We start from the raw sequence: 19,063 nt of genomic DNA, 5'->3' as shown, positions 1-19,063 counted from the left end.
AAGGTGCTTAATGAGGATAGGTCTGCAAACCTGGGGAAGTCACGGCGACATACGGCCGTTTGTCGCGCTGGCCGAGGGCTTGCGGCAAGCCGGCCATGAGGTGACGCTGCTGCTGACTTGCGTGGACAGCGATGCTTATGCGTCGCTGTCGTCGCCGTCGGGCGTGAAGATCCGCGTGGTGGCGTCGCCGGTCATCGATCTGGCGGAGGTGGAGCGCTTGGGCGAGGCCGCCGCCAGGATGGTGAATCCGTTTGCGCAGACGAAGATGCTGATCGAAGGCGGGTTTCTGCCGGCGGAAGCGGCGATGTTCGACGCCGCCCTGCAGTTGGCGGCGGAATGCGATGTGCTGATCGGGCACTTCTTCCTGTATCCCTTGCAGATCGCGGCCGAGCGTGCGCGCAAGCCGTATGTCAGCGTGCTGCTGTCGCATGTGATGGTGCCGAGCGCCCACAGTCACCCGATAGGTCTACCGTTCGGCCAGGGCGCGTTATGGCGCATCACGCGGTGGGCTTTGCACAAGACGGCGGCGCGGTATCCGAACCGGCTGCGCGCTACGCTCGGCATGGCGCCAGTGCGGGATGTGCTGACCGAAGTGTGGCTGTCGCCGGAACTGACGCTGCTGGGCGTGAGTCCGCGGATCTGCGCGCGGCAGCCGGATTGGGCGCCGTCGCTACAGGTGACCGGCTTCCTCGATATGCCGAATATGCAGCTGGAAGGCCGGCTCACGGATGAAGTGGAAGCCTTCCTGGCCGCCGGCGAGGCGCCGGTCTACTTCACCTTTGGCAGCTGGACGCCACGCGACATCAAGCACCAGAGCGAGAACTTGCGCCTGCTGACCGATGCGGCGCGCCTGTCCGGCCGACGCGCCGTCATCCAGACGCCAGATGCCAAGGCATGTGGTTTTCACTCCGATCAGCAGATCCTTTATGTCAGCGCTTCGCCCCATCACCTGATCTTCCCGCGTTGCGCGGCGGTGGTGCATCATGGCGGTGCCGGCACCACGCAATCGGCCACGCTGGCGGGGCGGCCGTCGGTGGTCGTGGCCAACATCGCGGAGCAGGAACACTGGGGGCAGGAGTTGCAGCGGCTCGGCATCGCCGGCAAGCCGCTGCGGCGGCGCAGCGTCAGCGCCGGCAAGCTGGCTTCGCGCATCCGCGCCTTGCGGCCCGACATGCCGGCCAAGGCCGCGGCGATTGCGCGCGCGATGGTGCGGGAGAACGGCGTCGCCACCGCGGTCCGCATCATCAATGAAAAATATGGGGGTGGGAATGCTTAAGATTGCAGCGCTGTTCGCTGTTACCGCGCTGGCGGAAATCGTCGGCTGCTATTTGCCCTGGCTGGTGCTCAAGCAGGGCAAGACGGCGTGGCTGCTGCTGCCGGCGGCGGCGTCGCTGGCGCTGTTCGCCTGGCTGCTGACGCTGCATCCGGCAGCGGCAGGCCGCACCTATGCGGCCTATGGCGGCGCTTATATCTGCGTCGCGCTGCTGTGGCTACGCTTTGTCGACGGCATGGCGCTGACGCGCTATGACGCGGCCGGCGCCGTGCTGGCGCTGGCCGGCATGGCGGTCATCGCCATGCAGCCGACGCAGTAGTTTTTACAGCAGCGATTCGGCCAGGTCTTTCAGGTCTTCCGCGTATTCGGCTTCGACCAGCTGTTTGCGGGCGACGCCGCTGCGCCACGCGGCGGCGGCGATCACCGGCGTCACGCCGCTCAGCAGGCGCGGGTCCAGCAGGCCCGGAACGATGTAGTCCTTGCTGAAACGGGCGTCGCTGCGCGCCATGTCGGCCAGCGCCACCACGCAGGCGCGCTTCATTTCCTGGTTGATGGTGGTCGCGCCCGAATCCAGCGCGGCACGGAACAGGTAAGGGAAGCACAGCGCGTTGTTGATCTGGTTCGGATAGTCCGAACGGCCGGTGGCGATGATCGCATCCGGCGCCACTTCGCGCACCAGTTCCGGACGCAGTTCCGGCTCCGGGTTGGCCAGCGTGAAGACGATCGGGTGCAGCTGCATGCGCTGGATGTCGGCTTGCGACAGCACGCCGGGACCGGAGACGCCCAGGAACACGCCGGCGCCTTCCATGACGTCCGACAGCGTGACGGCGGTGGTGTCCTGCGCCCACGCGGCTTTTTCGCCGTCCAGATTGCGCGCGGTGGTCAGCACGCCTTTGCTGTCGCAGACGAAGATGTTCTTGCGCTGCGCGCCCAGGTCCACCAGCAGGTCCAGGCAGGCGATGGCCGCGGCGCCGGCGCCGGAGCAGACGATTTTAACGGTGGCGATATCGCGGCCGGTCATTTCGATCGCGTTCAGCATGCCGGCGCCGACCACGATGGCGGTACCGTGCTGGTCGTCGTGGAACACTGGAATCGTCAGGCGCTCACGCAGCTTGCGCTCGATGATGAAGCACTCCGGCGCCTTGATGTCTTCCAGGTTGATGCCGCCGAAGGTCGGATGCAGGGCGGCGATAATCTCCACCAGTTTGTCCGGATCGCTCTCGTCGATCTCGATGTCAAAGGCGTCGATGCCGGCGAATTTTTTGAACAGCACCACTTTGCCTTCCATCACCGGCTTGCCAGCCAGCGCGCCGATGTTGCCCAGGCCGAGCACCGCGCTGCCGTTGGTGATGACGCCAACCAGGTTGCCCTTGGCGGTGTACTCGTAGGCCTTGGCCGGATCGCGCTGAATCTCGACGCATGGCGCGGCCACGCCTGGCGAGTAAGCCAGCGCCAGGTCTTCCTGGGTGCTGACGCTCTTGGTGATCTCGGTGGCGATTTTGCCGGCGCTGCCTGCGCGGTGATAGGCCAGTGCCTTTTGTTCTATCGTGGTCATGTTCTTTTATATTCCTTATAAAGCGAAAAACGCCCGCACGAGCCGAGAAGGCAGGTACAGGCGCAAATAGCCGGGGATTCAGTGCTTATGGGTAGAGGCCACGAACTTCACGCGCTTGCAGCACGCGGGTGCAAGCGAGGATGAAGGTGGCGGTTCGCAGCGTGACTTTCTTGTCTTGCGCAACGTCCCAGACGGCATTGAACGCGTCCTGCATGATGCGGGTCAGGCGTGCATTGATTTCATCTTCGCTCCAGAAGAAGCTGGAGAAATCCTGCACCCACTCGAAGTATGACACGGTTACGCCGCCAGCGTTAGCCAGAACGTCAGGAACGATCAGCACATCCTTGTCGCTCAGGATGTCGTCGGCCTGCGGCGTGGTCGGGCCGTTAGCGCCTTCCAGAATGATTTTAGTGCGAATACGCGGCGCGTTGGCGGCAGTAATCTGCTGTTCCAGCGCGGCCGGGATCAGGATCTCCGATTCCACGTCCCAGAACGCGTCGCGGTCCAGAATCGCTTCGGCGCCCGGGAAGCCGGCCACGCCGCCGGTTTCCGCCACATGCTGGTGCAGGCGGGGGATATCCAGGCCGCCTTGGTGCACCACAGTCGCGGTGTGATCCTGAACCGCGATCACTTTGGCGCCGGCTTCGGCGAACATGCTGGCGGCCACGCCACCGACGTTGCCGAAGCCCTGCACGGCGACACGGGCGCCGGCGATCGCCACACCGCGCTTGGCGGCGGCTTCGCGGCCCACCACGAACACGCCGCGGCCGGTCGCTTCGCGGCGGCCCAGCGAGCCGCCCAGCGAGATTGGTTTGCCGGTCACCACGCCGGTCGACAGGTTCCCTTCGATCATGGCGTAGGAGTCCATCATCCAGGCCATCACTTGTTCGTTGGTGTTGACGTCTGGCGCCGGAATGTCTTTGTTCGGGCCGATAATCAGGCTGATTTCGCTGGTGTAGCGGCGCGTCAGGCGTTGCAGTTCGCCGCGCGACAGCGTCTTCGGATCGACCCGGATGCCGCCTTTGGCGCCGCCGTATGGCACGTTGACGGCGGCGTTCTTCACCGTCATCCACGCCGACAGGGCCATCACTTCGGACAGCGTCACGTCCTGGTGGAAGCGCACACCGCCTTTGCCCGGGCCGCGCGACATATTGTGCTGCACGCGGTAGCCTTCGTAGTGGGCGATGCTGCCATCATCGCGTTCGATCGGCACGTCGACCGTCAGGATGCGCTTGGGGCGCTTGAGCGTTTCCACCCAGCGCGACAGAGGACCGAGGTGCGGCGTGACGCGGTCGATTTGCTGCAGGTAGACACCCCATGGACCCAGATCTTCGGGATTGAGATAGGAAGGCAGTGCGTGTTGTGCTGGTACAGAGGTCATGCTCAAGGCTCCTGAGGAATTCGTTGGCTGAACGCTGCTCGTGGCAGCCGTTCAAGTGCATCGAATCCTACGCCTGGGCATTTAGGGCGGCCAATGCTGTATGCGCATTCGGCTATGCAAAAAATGCATAGTTAGCGCTCCGACACCGGCGCGACGCGTTTTTTTCGGCCGCCGTTCTGCTGCGTTTCGAGGAATTCCCACAGCCTGTCGACTATCGGCTTGCCGCGCCGCGTGGCCGACGGGCGCTCGCGATAGAGGCGGATTTCCATCTCGATTTCCCAGTCCGCCGTGTCGCCATCGGCGCGCGCCAGCTGCTTTTGTTTGAGTTCGCGCGTGACGGCGGATTCCGGCAGGAAGGCGATGCCGCGGCCTTCCAGCGCCATCATCTTCAGGCCCTCCGCCATGTCGGTCTCGTACAGCGGCGCCAGGTGCAGCGGGGTTTTGGCGTCGTTGAGGATCAGTTCCACCATGCGCCCCAGATAGGCGTTGTTGGTGTAGGAGAGGAAGGGCAGCGGTGCGCGCTTGGTGCCCGGCAGTGTGAATTCCGGCACCTTGTTTTTATCGCAGCGCGTGTAGGCGCGCAGCGATTCGCGGCCCATTACCAGCATGTCGTAGCGGCCCGGGTCCAGCTGCACCGGCTGGCGCGGATGGTGATAGCACAGCAGCAGGTCGCAGCCGCCCTCCACCAGTTGCAGCACGGCGTCGTGGACGTTGAGCGCCATCAGGCGGCTGCGGATCGGCGCGAAGTCCGCCTCGACTTTGGTCAGCCACTTCGGCACAAAGGTCAGCGACAGCGTGTGTGGCACGGCGAGATCGATGCTGGTCTGCGCGACGGCGCGCTTGGTGCGCAGCAGTTCGCGCGCGCCGTTGATCTTCGAGAGCATTTCCAGCGCCTGCTCGTAGAACACCACGCCGGCCGGCGTCAGGCGCGTGGGGTAGGAGGTGCGGTCGATCAGGTCCGTGCCCAGCCAGTTTTCCAGCGACTGGATGCGGCGCGAAAAGGCGGGCTGCGTGACGTGGCGCAGCGCCGCCGAGCGGCTGAAATTATTGGTCTCCACCAGCGAGATGAAGTCTTCCAGCCATTTGGTTTCCATGCATAGTCCTTTACGGTGTGGTCGGCGGTGTGGCCGAAACAATGCTGCGGATCGGCGTGAACAAATACGCGCTGGCCGCGAACAGCACCAGTATCATGCCACCGCCGAGGAACAATTGCGACAGCGAGACCTGCGTCAGTATCCATCCGGTGGCCGCCGCCGACAGCGGCGCCAGACCCATGAAGATGAACATGAAGATGCTCATGGCGCGGCCCATCATGTGCGGCGGCACGCGCTGCTGGATCCAGGTGAACACTTTGATCTGGATGAAGCCGGTCAGCAGGCCGAGTGTACTCATCAACAAGGCCGCCTGCCAGGTGGCGTGCACCATGCCCATGGGCGCCAGCAGCAGGCCGGCGATGGCGTCCGCCGCCAGGATGGTGACGCCGAAGCCGGCCAGGCGCAGGCGCTGTCCCAGCTTGGCCGCCGCGCCCATGCCGAGCAGCGTGCCGGCGCCGTGCGCGCCCATGATGATGCCCAGTGTGGAGGCCCCATGCAGCTCGCTGGCCAGCACCGGCAGCGCCACCTGCATCGCGCCGCCGATGAACAGCGACACCGTGCCCCAGTAGATGAAGCACAGGCGCATCGGCACGTCGTCCCACACCATGCGCAGGCCGGCGCCGATGGCGCGCAGCACCGGTTCCTGCGTGGCCTGCGGCGTGGTCGCGGCGTCGGTCTTGGGCCGCAGCGTCACCTTCGACAACGTCCATGCCGACAGTAGATAGCTGAGGCAATCGAAGCCGAAGGCCAGCGCCAGACCGCGCGCGTTGCTGACCGCGCCGCCGCCATCGCCGGCGATGGCCAGCACGCCCGCCGCCAGCAGCGGGCCGGCCAGCATGGTCACCTGGCGCAGGCCCATCATCATGCCGTTGGCCGCTTGCAGGTGCTCGGCCGGTATCGCCAGCGGCAGGATCGACATCCCGGACGGCATGGCGAAGGCTTGCGCCAGGCCCAGGCCGAAGGCCAGCACGTAGATCAGGTGCAGCGCCAGTTGCGGCGTCAGCACGACGGTCAGCGACCAGGCGCCGCCCAGCGGCATGGTGGGAGCGCCGGAAAGGTTCAGCACCAGCAGCGTGAGCAGGGCAAGCAGCACGGCGTTGACATGCTTGGTCAGCATCAGCACGTGTCGCGGCGAATAGCGGTCGACCAGCGCGCCGCCGATCAGGATGAAGACCGCGCGCGGGATGCTCATCAGCGCGATCACCAGGCCCAGCGCCAGCGGATCGCCGGTCAGTTTGAGCACCAGCCAGGGCAGGGCGATCATGGTCATCTGGTCGCCCAGCGCGGAGACGATGCCGCCGCGCATCAGCCATTTGAAGTTGGCGTTGTGTTTTAAAGGATTCATGCGTTGGAGGCGTTGATGCCGGCGATCAGTGCCAGCGCGTTGCTCAGGTCGTCTAACTGCGCGGCGGGACAGTTGCGCAGCAGGTCTTTGCTGATCTGGTTGGCCACGGTGACGGCGTTGGTCAGCAGTTCGCGGCCGGTGTCGGTGATGGCGGCATAGGCAACGCGGGCGTCGCGCGGGTCTTGCTGGCGCTCGACCAGGCCGATCTTCTCCAGCGGCAGCAGGGTGCGGGTGACGCCGGAGGCGGTCAGGCCCTGGCGCTCGGCCAGATCGACGCGGCGCAGGCGGCCGCCCGGTGCGCGGTGCAGGTGGTGCAGCAGCATGAAGTCGCTGAAGCTGATGCCGTGGTAGCCGCCCAGCACCTGGTCCAGGCGGCGTACCAGCGCCGCTTGCGCGCGCGCCAGGCGGAAGGTGAATTCCAGGCTGGGATTGATTGTCGTGTCGTCCATCATTGCTTCCTCGTTGAGTAATGCTTGAAATATACTTGAGTCAGCAAGTAAAGGCAAACACTAAATGAGCATGACGAGCTATAATGTCGGCATGAACGACACTACTCAACTCCCACCCCTGCCGGATCGTCTGTCGATCGACCCGCGCAGCAAATTCCACGTTGCCGCCGTGTTTGAACACGAGATCGGCATCAATTTCAACGGCAAAGAACGCAGCGATGTAGATGAATACTGCATCAGCGAAGGCTGGATCAAGGTCCCGGCCGGCAAATCGCTGGATCGCTTCGGCAATCCGATGCTGATCAAGCTGAAAGGCACGGTTGAGCCGTTCTACCGTTGATGACGGCAGTTCAATAAAAAAGCCACGTCGCTGCCGCGCACGTGGCTTTTTTTATGGTGCGGCAAAGATCAGGCGGCCTGGCGCGGGGCGCTGGCGGCGTTGTCGCCGCGCAGCTTGTCCAGCATTTGCAGCGTGGACGGGGAGAGGTTCATGATCCCGTGGTAGGCGCAGTATTCACAGAACGCTTCCTCCGGCGTCATGGCAGCGATACTGGCGTCGGAATGACCGCGCCGGCGCAATGCGCGCAGGCAGGCGGCATCCATATTTCTCGAGTTCATGCACTTCTCCTAGATGGTTGGCTGGTTAGTTATTTCCTACTGTTAATATTATAATTCGATATAATGCTCGGTGGCAATTGATTATTTTTTCTCAACATTAGAAGCTCATTTGCCATGACTATCAGGCGGCTGGCTGGGGACGCGATGGCGCCGGCTGCGCCCGTTGCAAGCGCCACAGCAATGCCGTGGCGATCACCGAGGTGGCCGCCACCACGTAGCCGACCGTGTCGAAGTGCAGCAGGCGGCCATCGGCGGCCTGGCTGACGATGTGGCCGGACGCTACCGCCGCCAGGCCGCCGGCCAGTTGCTGGATCGAGGCGCTGATGGCGTTGTAGGCGCCGCGCTGTGTGGCCTGCGGCACCGTGGACGAAATCGCCTGGAACGGAATCATGCGCGAGAAGATGCCGACAAACATCATCGAATTGATTAGCACCAGCATCCACAGCGGGATTTGGCCGAGGTGGGTGTAGATCAGCACCATCACAATCGACAGCGCGGTGCCGAACAGGAACACGCGGAACTTGCCGAAGGCGTCCGCCGCGCGGCCGATCAGCGGGCCGATGAAGATGGTGCACACGCCGGTGATCAGGTACACGGTTGGCAGGTGGTCCAGGGCGATGCCCAGGTTGTTGACGATGTAGGCGCTGCTGAACGGCATCAGCATGAAGCCGCCGGTGGTCAGCAGGGCGGTGATGCAGAAGGCCAGCAGGTAGCGCCGGTCCGTCACCGTGTGCAACAGGTGCATCAACGGGCTGTGTTCCTGCGGCTGGCCGAGGTGGCCGGTGACCGGCTGCATTTGCCACGCCACCAGCAGGCCGCCGAGCAGGCCGAAGGCGGCCATCGCCAGGAACGGCACATGCCAGTTCCAGTGGTTGGACAGATAGATGCCGGCCGGGATGCCGAGCACCTGGCTGGCGGCGAAGGCGGTCTGGATCAGGCCCATGACGCGGCCGCGCATCGCCGGCGGGAACAGGTCGGTGGCGATCGCCAGCACGATGGAGCCGATCACGCCGCCGAACAGGCCGGTGAACACGCGCGCCGCCAGCAGCGACGGAAAGGTCTGCGCCAGGCCGCACCAGACGGTGCCGAGGATGAAGCCGGTGTAGAAGAACAGCAGCAGTTGCTTGCGGTCGTAGCGGTCGGCGAAGCCGGCGGTCAGCAGGCCGGACAGGCCGGCGCTGAAGGCGTAGGCCGACACCACCAGGCCGAATTGCGCCGGACTGATCTTCAGGTCCGGCATGATCACCGCGCCCAGCGGCGACATCAGCATGAAGTCGAGGATGACGGCGAACTGCAGGAAGGCCAGCATGGCCACCACGGTTTTTTGATCGCCGCTGAATGGCGGCGCCACGGGTTGCTTCATTCGTTGTCTTTCTGTTGTGGACGGCAGAAGGGGGCGCGGTGTTGGAAGAATTGTTCGCGCTGCTTGAAGAACTGCGCGCGCTCTTCCGGCGTCATCGCCTGCCAGCGTTGCCAGTGTTCGCGTTTTTCATGCCAGTCGCGGTGATGACCACGGAAACCGCCAAACAGGATGCGGCACAGTAGCAGTAATCCCAGCGCCTGCCAATAATTAACGGCATTGGCGCCGGGGAAGATGCCCGGGATCAGGCAGTTCCACAGCCACATGACGATGCCGCCCAGCGCGGCGGCGACGGCCAGGACCCACAGGCCTTTGATCAGTTTGAATTTCTTGTAGCTCATGTTTTCGGGGCGCATTGCGGTGGTTCCTTTCATTCGTCGTACAAGGCTTGCAGGCGCTGGCGCAGGAACAGCACGGCGTAGCGCTTGCGGGCCAATAAGGTGTTGATCGAGATGCCGGTCTGGGCGGCCATGTCCTTGAAGCTGACGCCATCGAGTTCGTGGGCGATGAAGACCTCGCGCTGGTTGGCGGGCAGTGCCTCCAGCGCCAGTTGCAGTTCTTCCAGCAGCATGGCGCGGGTGTAGGCGGCTTCGGGACCGGCGTCGGGCGAGGGCAGCATCAGGTCGAGGCGGCAGTCGTCCTCGTCATCGCTGGCGCCGAGGTCCGCCAGCGGTACTTCCTTCTTCTTGCGGAAGCGGTCGATGATCCGGTTGCGGGCGACGCGGAACAACCAGGCGCTGGCTTGCTCGATCGGCTCGGGCAGGTGGTAGGCCTGGGTGAATTCGTAGAACACGTCTTGCAGGATATCGTCGGCGTCGGTCTGGTCGGCAACGCGGCGGCGGATGAAGTTCCACAGACGCGAGCGTTCCTTCAGCACCGTTGCCGTGATGGCTTGATCTTGCTCAGTGGCTGTTATTGGTGCGGTCATACAGTCGAAGACGGCCCAGAATCCTCAATATTGCAATTTTCCGCTATTTTTTATGATGCGGAAGGAGCCGATTTTACCGCCGAAGCAGGAACCGGGAATTCCCACTTTCGCGGGGGCGACCTGGCTTTGCCGCGGCAACCTTCGTGCGCTTATTGCAAAAGTACGCTCAGCGCTGACCGATGGCGGGATCGGTGCGGCTGGCGCGACCGGTTTCGACGTGGCCGGCAACGCGGCGCAGCCATTGCGGATCGGCGTCGCTGGTGATGCTGAAGTCGTACCAGCCGGAGTGGCTGCTGAGATCACGGGCAACCGTTTCGGTTTGGCCGGCCGCCACGGTATAGGTCGCGGCTGGCGTGCCGTAGGCCTTGTCGGTGACGGTGAAGTGGCGTGTCTCGCGGCCGTCGCGGTTGGACAGCAGTAGCAGGACGTTGCCACCGTCGTAGCGGGTTTCCAGTTCCGCCGCGGCGCCGGCAAACCGTCCGCTGAACTGGCGCAGGAAGCCGTTGGCGCCGTGGACGCTCAGATCGTAGGCGTCGCCTTGCCATTGCCAAGCCTCGCTTTCGAGCTGGCGGCCGGCTTCCACCGTGTAGTACCACGGGCCGTCTTTGCGCAGGCTGGAGTAGACGATAAATGCCGCGCCAGCCTGACCGTTGTTGGCGAAGCTCAGTGCAAATCGCCGTGCGCCGGCCAGCCTGCCAGTGACCGAAAATTCATATGGCAGCGGGCAGGCGATGCGCGCGCCGGCTTCCTGCCGAGCCAGGGTTGGATTGGCTGGCGGCTGCGGATAGGGCTTGCCGGAGACACGTGCATACGCGGCGGTGGGCGGCACGCTGGCCGGCCAGGAGGTGTTCGGCGCGCTGAAGTCGAACGCGGACGTGAGGTCGCCGCACACCGCGCGGCGCCACGGCGAAATCAGATCGCAGGTCACGTCGGCGCGGGCCTTGCCGAGACCCCGCACCAGCCACTCTTCGAGGAAGCGCAGTTGCGAGGTGTGGTCGAACAACTGCGAGCAAACCTTGCCGCCCCGGCTCCATGGCGAAATCACCAGCATCGGCACGCGCGGCCCAAGGCCGACCGGTTCGCCCTGGCAGGTTTCGTGTTTGCCGATATCGGTCAGCGTGGTCTTGCCCATCGACGGATTCAGCGGTGCCAGGTCCGACGGCACATGGTCGAAGAAACCATCGTTCTCGTCGTACATCAGTAGTAGCACGGTTTTCGACCAGACCTCCGGATTGGCCACCAGCGCGGCCAGCAGGCGCGCGGTGATCTGCTCGCCGGCGTTGGGCGAATTGGGCGAGTGCTCGGTGTAATCGTTGGGGGCGCAGATCCACGAAACCTGCGGCAGCCGGTGGTTGCGGACATCCTCGGCGAAGTCGTTGATCAGCCAGTCCGCCGTGCCGCCACGCGCGTTGCCGGCGTTCGAGCCCGGCGCCAGCGTGCGCGCTTTGCGGTGCAGCGGCGCATCCTGCGACAGGCGGGTACCGTCCGCGTTCACGCGATAGTTGCGGAAGTAGGCGAGGTAGTTGTCGCCGTAGTTGTCCCATTCCTGATAGACCTTCCAGCTGACCTGGTTGGCTTCCAGTACCTCGGCATAGGTGCGCCAGTTGGGCGCGGTGGCGGTGACCTCGGGCGCGATATTGTCCAGCGCCGGATCGCCGTTGAAGAAGCCGCCCGCGTCCACGTTGTACAGCTTGCCCATGGTGCCGATCCAGCCTTGGTTGCTGCCGGTCAGCGCGTACAAGCGGTTCGGATCGGTCGCGCCGAAGATCGAGCAGTGGTAGGCGTCGCAGATGGTGAAGGCATCCGCCAGCGCGTAGTAGAAGGGCAGGTCGCCGCGGTCGAAATAGCCCATCGACTGCGCCGTCTTCTTTGGCACCCACGCGTCCCAGCCTTGCCAGGTGGCTTGCGATCCCTTCCAGGTGTGGTCGGTGCCGAGCGACAGCGCGCTGGTGTTCCTGGCGTCGAAGTGGAACGGCAGCACATGGCCGCCGGCGCCGTCCGGCTGATACCAGACCGGCAATCCGGTCGGCAACCGTATCGCGCGCGGATCGTTGAAGCCGCGCACGCCGGACAGCGTGCCGAAATAATGATCGAACGAGCGATTCTCCTGCATGAAGATGACAACGTGCTCGACGTCGGCCAGCGTGCCGGTGGCGTTGTTGGCGGGCACGGCCAGCGCTTGGCGGATCAGGTCGGGGAACAGGGTGGCGGCACCGCCCGCGCCGGCGGCGTAGCGGAGAAATTGACGGCGGTTGATCGACATGCTGGCAGGGTGCGAATGGCTGAAGCGCCGATGATAACGGCCGAATATGACCGGCCTATGGCATCGCCACCCGCAGCAGCACGTCGGTGTGATGGTGACCGCTGAAACTGGAGAACAGCTGGCCCTTGAGTTGCACGGTCTGGCCCAGTTGTGGGCGTAGCGCCGCATACTGCTGCTCGGTCAGCACCAGCTGCACTTCGCGCACGGCGTCATGCGGGGTGCTGTTGGGGTCATGGTCGCCGCGGGTGCAGATGGGCTGCTTGAGCGTCAGGTAAAAACCGGTTTCCGGTTCGTCGCCGGCGGCGATGTTTTCGAAATTGGGCCGGCCGGGGAACGTGGCACGGTGCAGCAGGCCGCTCAGCGAGACGGCCGCCGGTTCATACGGCAGGCAATCGGCGGCGCTGGCGCTGGCGTAGCAGGGCAGCAGGCCGCAGAGCAGCAGGGGAGCAAGGCGCTGGCGCCAGGTAATTGTCATGTCACCTCCGGTCGATGTCGCTGATCGTACTGCGTTTCGACGCGCCGGCGTTGCAACCTTTCGCATCCGTAATAAAAAACGGCCACCAGATCGCTCTGGTGGCCGCTTTTATTCAGACCGCAACCGGATTAACGGTCGCCGTAGCTGCGACGTGGACGGTCGCTGTTGTACGGGTTGTTGGCTTTGAAGCCTGGACCCTTGTAGCCTTCGCTGGAGCCGCTGGCGCCTTCACGGCGCGGTGCGCTGCCGCCTGGCTTGCTGAACGAACGCTGACCTGGCTTGGCGCCGCCACGGTTGTCGCCAGGTTTCCAGCCGCCCGGACGCGACGAGCGCGGCGCGCTGCCGGTTTTCTTCGGCTCGTAGCCCTCGACCACATTCACCGGGATCAGTTGCTTGGTGAAGCGTTCGATACGCTTGACGTTCATGCCTTCGGCATGGTTCACCAGCGAGATCGCCTGACCATTGCGGCCGGCACGGCCGGTACGGCCGATACGGTGCACATAGTCTTCAGGGAACTTCGGCAGGTCGTAGTTGAACACGTGGGTGATGGTCGGCACGTCGATGCCGCGGGCGGCAACGTCGGTGGCGATCAGGATCTTCACCTGGCCGCGACGCAGGCTGTCCAGCGTGCGGTTACGGGCGCCCTGGTGCATGTCGCCATGCAGCGCGGCAGCCGAGAACCCGGCGATGTTCAGACGGTCGGCGATGGTGTCGGCGTCACGCTTGGTGGCGGTGAACACCACGGCCTGGTCCAGCGACTCGTCGCGCAGCAGGTGGTCCAGCAGGCGGTTCTTGTGCGACAGGTCGTCGACGAAGTGTACGCGCTGGGTGATGTTTTCGTGCTTGTTGGCGGCGCTCATGATCTGGATCACTTGCGGATCTTTGGTGATGCGACGCGCCATGTTGCCGACGACGCCGTCCAGCGTGGCCGAGAACAGCATGGTCTGACGACCATCCGGGGTGGCGGCAACGATTTTCTCGATGTCGTCGATGAAACCCATGTCCAGCATGCGGTCGGCTTCGTCCAGCACCAGGATTTCCAGTTGCGAGAAGTCGATCTTGCCCGATTCCATGTGGTCGATCAGGCGGCCTGGGGTGGCGACCAGGATCTCAGGATTCTTGGCCAGCAGTTGCATCTGCTTTGGATATGGCATGCCGCCGAGGATCGACACGGCCTTGATGCGGCGCAGGTTGACGCTGTACTTGTCGGTGTTGGTGGTGACTTGCAGCGCCAGTTCGCGGGTCGGGGTCAGCACCAGCATTTTTGGCTGGGCGGCTTTGAAACGTGGACGCTCGTTGCGGGCACGGGCGGCCTGCATTTCTTGATTCGGGGTTTTGCCGGCCGGGGCTGGCTCAATGGCGAACAGACGGTGCAGCGACGGCAGCATGAAGGCTGCCGTTTTGCCGGAACCGGTCTGGGAGGAAACTAACAAGTCCTTGCCTGCGATCGCTGCAGGGATTGCCTGCTGCTGAACGGGGGTCGGCGCGGTGTAGCCGGCGTCGGTCAGGGCTTTAATGATGGACGTGTTGAGACCAAGTGCTTCAAATGTCATGCTGTTCTTTCGTAAAAACTAGCGGCCCGCATACGCGGAACGCGAAATAGCAACGCCTACCAAAACGAAATGACTCAATCAAAATCGATAGAAATTTCGGCACAAAAGCTTTGCGCCGGGACGGTGTCAGATAACGACACCAGAGGCGGGAGGGCTTTATAAGAGCATCAGAAGGATGCGCTGAGGCTGCGTAGCTGCTTAACTTACAACTGGCTGAACAATCGGTATCGCTTTGCTATCGACACGCGCATTGCAGGCTAGATCGCTATTATGCCTCAGTTTGGCCCGCTTGTACAGACGACTCGCTGAAAGCGCGATTTTGTATCTATTTGTAATACCATCACCCCGTTGGGCGCGCCACGACGATTTACTCTGCAATGCCGGATGAACCGGTGCCTAGGGGATCGTTATGTGGAACAAAATAATCGCCGTCGCGGCGGGCCTGATGTGGGCCGGTGCGGCGCTGGCGCAGCCCGCCGTGAAGGACTCGGCGCGGTTCGGCCCGCCGTTGATGGTGCCGCCGTTGATGGTGGTGCAGGGCGCCGAGCAGCCGGTTCGTTTGCAGAGCCTGAAGGTGGATGCCGCGCTCAGCGGCAGCATGGCGCAGACCACGCTGCGCCTGGTGTTTTTCAATCCGAACCAGCGGCCGCTGGAGGGGCGCTTGCAGTTTCCGCTGTTGCCGGGGCAGCGGGTGACCGCGTTTGCACTGGATTTGGACGGCAAGCTGCGGGCGGCCGTGCCGGTCGAGAAGGCGCGCGGCCGGCAGATTCTGGAGGCGATCGAACGCACCAGGGTGGACCCGGCCCTGCTGGAGCAGACGCAGGGAAATAATTTCCAGTTGCGGGTGTTTCCGATTCCGGCGCAGGGCACGCGCACGGTGGAGTTGTCGTACGCCGAAACGCTGAGCCGCGAAGGCGCGCACTGGGCCTACCAGTTGCCGCTGGCCTATGGCGACTTGGCGCAGGGCGTGGACTTGAGCGTGACGGTGGCCGGCGACGCGCCGCCACAGGCGAGCGGCGCCATCGGCGAGATTGTCTTCACCCGCAGTGGCGATGGCTACAAGGCGCAGCTGACCCGCGCCACTTACGCGGCCAGCGGCGTGCTCAAGCTGTTGACGCCGGCGTCGGCGGCGCCGCAAGTCTCTGTGCAGCAGTTCGGCGGCGAGACGTATTTCCTGGCCGAGCTGCCGACCGCCGCGCAGCGCGCGCCGCGTCCGCTGCCCAAGGTGGTGGGCCTGCTGTGGGATAGCTCGGGCTCCGGCGCGAACCGTCAGCGCGAGGCCGAGTTGGCCGAGCTGGACCGCTACTTCAGGGCGCTTGGCACCGCCGAGGTGCGCCTGACACGCCTGCGCGACCGCGCGGAGGCGGTGCAGCGCTTCCGTGTGGTCAATGGCGACTGGCAGCTGTTGCGCAAGTCCTTGCTGGAGACCGTGTATGACGGCGCCAGCGCGCTGGCCGACTGGCAGCCGCAGTTGGACGTGAACGAATACCTGCTGGTCAGCGACGGCTTGCTGAACTACGGCGGCAAGCGCTTCCCGCAGTTGTCGCCGCGTCAGCGCTTGTATGCGTTGAATTCGGCGTTGTCGGCCGATACGGGGCGCCTGTCGGCGTTAGCCGAGCGCAATGGCGGCAAGTTGGTGACGGTGCAGGCGGATCGCCCCGGCGCGGCTGCCGAGGCATTGCTGACGGATGGTCGGCAGGTGCGTTTGTCCGGCGTGCAGGGGGCCACCGAGGTGCTGATCGCCGATGACGACGCGGCGCAGGGCCTGTTGCGCGTGGTCGGCAAGCTGGTCGCGCCGCAAGCCGAGGTGAGGCTGGAATTGCTGAGGCAGGGCAAGGCGACGCCGATGCTGCTGGAAATTCCCGCCAATGCGCCGCGGCATGCGATGGCGGCGCGCGTGTGGGCCGACTGCAAGCTGCATCAGCTGGAGGCGGATTATGAGTTGAACCGGGGCGCGATACGCCGTCTCGGCACGCAGTTTGGCATGCCGACGCGTGAGACCTCGTTGCTGGTGCTGGAGCGGCTGGAAGATTATGTGCGCTACGATGTGACACCGCCGGCCGAGTTGCAGGCGGCTTTCGACGCGCTGAAGCGGTTGCGTGGCAATGAGCTGGCGCAGCGGCGTGGCAGTCAGCTGGAGCGGGTGGTGGCGCAGTTCCGGCAAAAGCTGGCATGGTGGGAGGGCCACCAGGCGAAGCCGGTCATGGAGAAGTTTCAGCCCGTTCGTGTGGAGGTGACCGGCTCCACGCGTTTGACCAACACGCTGGTTGCGGAGGATATGCGAGCGCCGCCCCCTGCGCCGGCAGCTGCGCTACCCGCGCCTGGTCCGATGATGTTTGGCAGAGTTGCCGAGCGGCGCTCGGCGCCGGTTGCCGGCGGCGTGCCACCGGCTGGCGAGATCGCGATCAGCCTCAAGCGCTGGGATTCGAATGCAAGCTATATCGGACGCATGAGGGCGGCCAGCCCGGACCAGCTGTACGCGATTTATCTCGATGAGCGGCCGTCCTACCTGAACAGCAGCGCTTTCTACATCGATGTGGCGGACCAGTTGTTTGAGCGGGGCCAGCGCGAGCTGGCGCTGCGCGTGCTGTCCAACCTGGCGGAGATGGATCTGGAAAACCGGCAGGTGCTGCGGATTCTCGGCTATCGCTTGCTACAGGCCGGCAAGCAGGCGTTGGCAATCCCGGTGTTCGAGAAGGTGCGCGACATCGCCGGGGAGGAGCCACAGTCGTTCCGCGACCTGGGGCTGGCGTATGCCGCCGCCGGGCGCACGCAACAGGCGGTCGAGCAGTTGTATGAGGTGGCGATTCGGCCATGGGACCATCGCTTTGCCGAGATCGAGCTGATTGCGCTGGCTGATATGAACGCCATCATCGCCGCGCAGCCGGCCAAGGAGAAGCTCGATGTCAGCCGCATCGATTCCCGTCTGCTGGTCAATATGCCGCTGGATCTGCGCGTGGTGCTGACCTGGGATGCGGATAACACCGACATGGATTTGTGGGTGACCGATCCAACAGGCGAGCGTTGCTACTATGGTCATCGCTTTTCACGGCAGGGCGGGCGGATGTCGGTGGATTTCACCGGCGGCTATGGGCCGGAGGAGTTTTCATTGCGAAACGCGCTGCCGGGCAAGTACAAGGTGGAGGCGAATTTCTTCGGCAGTCATCAGCAGCTGGTGGCCGGGGCGACCATCTTGCAGTTGAAGCTGACCAGTGGTTTTGGCCGTGCCGGTGCGCGCGATCAGATGGTGACCTTGCGTCTGCAAGGACGCGGCGATACGGTGCTGGTGGGCGAGTTTGAGGTGAAGTAGTCAGTCGATGGCGGCGATCTGCCGGGCGATGTCGTCCGGCACCGGATAGTTGGGGTAGGCCTGGTGGAATTTGCGCCATTCTTGCAGGGCGTCCCGACGCAGACCGGCTTTCAGCATCTCGCTGATGACGTTCAGCCATTCGGCGGCGCGCGCGTCGTCTGTGACTGGCACGGCCGGCTCGGCCCTGCGGGCGTAGCCGGTGACGGTGATCGGCGCTGGCGCTGGCATTAGTGCAGGCGCTGGCGCAGGTGGTGCTGGCGGCGCGGCGACGTCCTGCGCAATGAAGGGCAAGTCTGCCAGCGAGCGGTGATCCGCCATCGGGGCGTTAGCCGGTGCCGGCGTGGCGATGACGGGGGATTCGGCCTGCACCGGCGCCTTGTGCTTGGCGGCGGGACGGTGGCGCACGGCGGGCTGTGTTGACGCTGGCGCTTGCGCCAAGGTTGGCTGCTTGGCCGGGGGCGGCGGTGGCGGCGCGGGAGCGGTCTGCGGTGGTTCAGCGGCGGGAGCCGGCGCTGGCGCGGCATCGTCGCCGCGTTGCCATTCCAGTGTCAACAGCAGGGCGCAGACCATGCTGGCGGCCAGGGCTGCCGGCGCACGCCAGCGCGCCATGTTGGCGGCGGCCGTGCGGCGTGGCGCCACTGGCGTCAGCTGTGTGGCCTGTGCAGCCTGTTCTTGCGCCACGCGCGCTTCGATCGCGGCCATCACCGCGTCGTCCACCTGTTTGGGCGATTCCGGCTGCGGCAACGCCGCCAGCTGGCGCGACAGCGCGTCGCGGCCGGCGAGGAAATCGTCCAGCTCATCATCGTGCGTTTTCTGGTCGCTGCTCGTCATGCCTGTTCCTCCTGCGCGGCCATCCCGGTCGACATCTGCAGACGCAATTTTCGCATGGCATAGCGCAACCTGCTTTTGACGGTTTCAATCGGCGCGCCGGTCAGCGCCGCAATCTCTTCCAGCGACAGACCGCTGAACTGCTGCAGCACCAGCGCCTCCTTCTGCTCGCCGGGCAAGGCGCGGATGGCCTGGTGCAGCGATGCATTCATCTGCTGCGATTCCAGCTGCGCGTCGGCGGCCGGGCTTTCCTGCTCCGGCGCCGCGTCGTCCGTCAGCGTTGGCGATTGGCGCTGCAAATCAACCAAGCGGTTGCGCGCGATCTGATACAGAAAGGTACGAAAAGTCGCGGTCGGCTCATAGCGCGCCCGCGCCTGGTGCAGCGCCACCCAGGTTTCCTGCGCCACCTCGTCGACCCAGTCGCGCCGGGGCGAGCGCCACGCGATGAAGCGGTACAGTCCGCGATGATGGCGCTGGTACAGCGCGCGGAAGGCGGGCAGGTCGCCGCCGGCGTAGCGCAGCATCAGGGATTCATCGGACGGCTCGGTTGACATGGTGGCAAGTGTAGCATTGCGGCCGGCGAAAAAAAACGCCCCGCGGAGCAGGGCGTTGATCGGAGCGAGGCCGGGCA

General features: G+C 64.6%; 18 protein-coding genes. 4 read left to right on the top strand and 14 right to left on the bottom strand.

The window, feature by feature from the left end:
• Window positions 1-10: 10 nt before the first annotated feature.
• Window positions 11-1,276 carry a glycosyltransferase gene (locus tag GTP44_RS17415; RefSeq protein ID WP_161020440.1) on the top strand — a complete coding sequence of 422 codons (1,266 nt, stop codon included), beginning with the start codon at window positions 11-13 and terminating at the stop codon, window positions 1,274-1,276.
• Window positions 1,269-1,592, top strand: a complete 324-nt coding sequence (locus GTP44_RS17410; protein ID WP_202424123.1) for a YnfA family protein — start codon at window positions 1,269-1,271, stop codon at window positions 1,590-1,592. The genes GTP44_RS17415 and GTP44_RS17410 overlap by 8 nt, the downstream gene beginning before the upstream one ends.
• Before the next feature lie 3 nt (window positions 1,593-1,595).
• On the opposite strand, the gene GTP44_RS17405 is transcribed toward GTP44_RS17410, so the two are convergent.
• From GTP44_RS17405 to GTP44_RS17385, 5 genes are all read right to left on the bottom strand, one after another.
• Window positions 1,596-2,828, bottom strand: a complete 1,233-nt coding sequence (locus tag GTP44_RS17405) for a malic enzyme-like NAD(P)-binding protein (protein WP_161020438.1) — start codon at window positions 2,826-2,828, stop codon at window positions 1,596-1,598.
• A gap of 85 nt (window positions 2,829-2,913) precedes the next feature.
• Window positions 2,914-4,209 carry a Glu/Leu/Phe/Val family dehydrogenase gene (locus tag GTP44_RS17400; protein WP_161020437.1) on the bottom strand — a complete coding sequence of 432 codons (1,296 nt, stop codon included), beginning with the start codon at window positions 4,207-4,209 and terminating at the stop codon, window positions 2,914-2,916.
• Between the two features lie 131 nt (window positions 4,210-4,340).
• Window positions 4,341-5,303 carry a LysR family transcriptional regulator gene (locus tag GTP44_RS17395; RefSeq protein WP_160988763.1) on the bottom strand — a complete coding sequence of 321 codons (963 nt, stop codon included), beginning with the start codon at window positions 5,301-5,303 and terminating at the stop codon, window positions 4,341-4,343.
• A 10-nt stretch (window positions 5,304-5,313) separates the two neighbouring features.
• The gene (locus tag GTP44_RS17390; RefSeq protein WP_161020436.1) at window positions 5,314-6,648 is read right to left on the bottom strand and encodes an MFS transporter; all 1,335 of its coding nucleotides are present in this window, start codon (window positions 6,646-6,648) and stop codon (window positions 5,314-5,316) included.
• Window positions 6,645-7,097: a MarR family winged helix-turn-helix transcriptional regulator gene (locus GTP44_RS17385; RefSeq protein ID WP_161020435.1), complete on the bottom strand. Its 453-nt coding sequence runs from the start codon at window positions 7,095-7,097 to the stop codon at window positions 6,645-6,647. Before GTP44_RS17385 ends, GTP44_RS17390 begins: the two co-directional genes overlap by 4 nt.
• Window positions 7,098-7,188: 91 nt before the next feature.
• Here GTP44_RS17385 and GTP44_RS17380 point away from each other — a divergent pair, with 91 nt between their 5' ends.
• Window positions 7,189-7,437 (top strand): DUF3297 family protein, encoded by a 249-nt coding sequence (locus GTP44_RS17380; RefSeq protein WP_160988766.1) that lies wholly within the window; start codon window positions 7,189-7,191, stop codon window positions 7,435-7,437.
• Between the two features lie 68 nt (window positions 7,438-7,505).
• Here GTP44_RS17380 and GTP44_RS17375 read toward each other — a convergent pair whose 3' ends face one another.
• The 7 genes from GTP44_RS17375 to GTP44_RS17345 all read right to left on the bottom strand — a co-directional run bounded on the left by GTP44_RS17375 (window position 7,506) and on the right by GTP44_RS17345 (window position 14,294).
• Entirely contained in the window at window positions 7,506-7,715 is a 210-nt protein-coding gene (locus GTP44_RS17375) for a hypothetical protein (RefSeq protein WP_229256296.1), read from the bottom strand.
• 121 nt (window positions 7,716-7,836) lie between these two features.
• Window positions 7,837-9,078, bottom strand: a complete 1,242-nt coding sequence (locus GTP44_RS17370) for an MFS transporter (RefSeq protein WP_161020434.1) — start codon at window positions 9,076-9,078, stop codon at window positions 7,837-7,839.
• Complete coding sequence (locus GTP44_RS17365; RefSeq protein ID WP_371867245.1) at window positions 9,075-9,431, bottom strand: hypothetical protein; 357 nt, start codon at window positions 9,429-9,431, stop codon at window positions 9,075-9,077. Before GTP44_RS17365 ends, GTP44_RS17370 begins: the two co-directional genes overlap by 4 nt.
• A 14-nt stretch (window positions 9,432-9,445) precedes the next feature.
• Window positions 9,446-10,003, bottom strand: a complete 558-nt coding sequence (locus GTP44_RS17360; RefSeq protein WP_161020433.1) for an RNA polymerase sigma factor — start codon at window positions 10,001-10,003, stop codon at window positions 9,446-9,448.
• Window positions 10,004-10,169: 166 nt separating this feature from the next.
• Entirely contained in the window at window positions 10,170-12,266 is a 2,097-nt protein-coding gene (locus GTP44_RS17355; RefSeq protein ID WP_161020432.1) for a phosphocholine-specific phospholipase C, read from the bottom strand.
• A gap of 55 nt (window positions 12,267-12,321) precedes the next feature.
• Window positions 12,322-12,741: a DUF4431 domain-containing protein gene (locus tag GTP44_RS17350; RefSeq protein WP_161020431.1), complete on the bottom strand. Its 420-nt coding sequence runs from the start codon at window positions 12,739-12,741 to the stop codon at window positions 12,322-12,324.
• Between the two features lie 128 nt (window positions 12,742-12,869).
• A complete protein-coding gene (locus tag GTP44_RS17345; RefSeq protein ID WP_161020430.1) occupies window positions 12,870-14,294 on the bottom strand; it encodes a DEAD/DEAH box helicase in 1,425 nt (474 codons plus the stop codon).
• Window positions 14,295-14,703: 409 nt separating this feature from the next.
• Here GTP44_RS17345 and GTP44_RS17340 point away from each other — a divergent pair, with 409 nt between their 5' ends.
• A complete protein-coding gene (locus tag GTP44_RS17340; protein ID WP_161020429.1) occupies window positions 14,704-17,604 on the top strand; it encodes a DUF2135 domain-containing protein in 2,901 nt (966 codons plus the stop codon).
• On the opposite strand, the gene GTP44_RS17335 is transcribed toward GTP44_RS17340, so the two are convergent.
• Entirely contained in the window at window positions 17,605-18,435 is an 831-nt protein-coding gene (locus GTP44_RS17335) for a hypothetical protein (protein WP_161020428.1), read from the bottom strand. It abuts the gene before it with no gap.
• The gene (locus GTP44_RS17330; RefSeq protein ID WP_161020427.1) at window positions 18,432-18,986 is read right to left on the bottom strand and encodes a sigma-70 family RNA polymerase sigma factor; all 555 of its coding nucleotides are present in this window, start codon (window positions 18,984-18,986) and stop codon (window positions 18,432-18,434) included. The genes GTP44_RS17335 and GTP44_RS17330 overlap by 4 nt, the downstream gene beginning before the upstream one ends.
• Window positions 18,987-19,063: the final 77 nt, after the last annotated feature.

Source organism: Duganella lactea, assembly GCF_009857505.1.
GTDB classification, from domain to species: domain Bacteria; phylum Pseudomonadota; class Gammaproteobacteria; order Burkholderiales; family Burkholderiaceae_D; genus Rugamonas; species Rugamonas lactea.
Note: the sequence above shows the minus strand (reverse complement) of the source record. Positions and strands in the feature narration are given on the sequence as shown.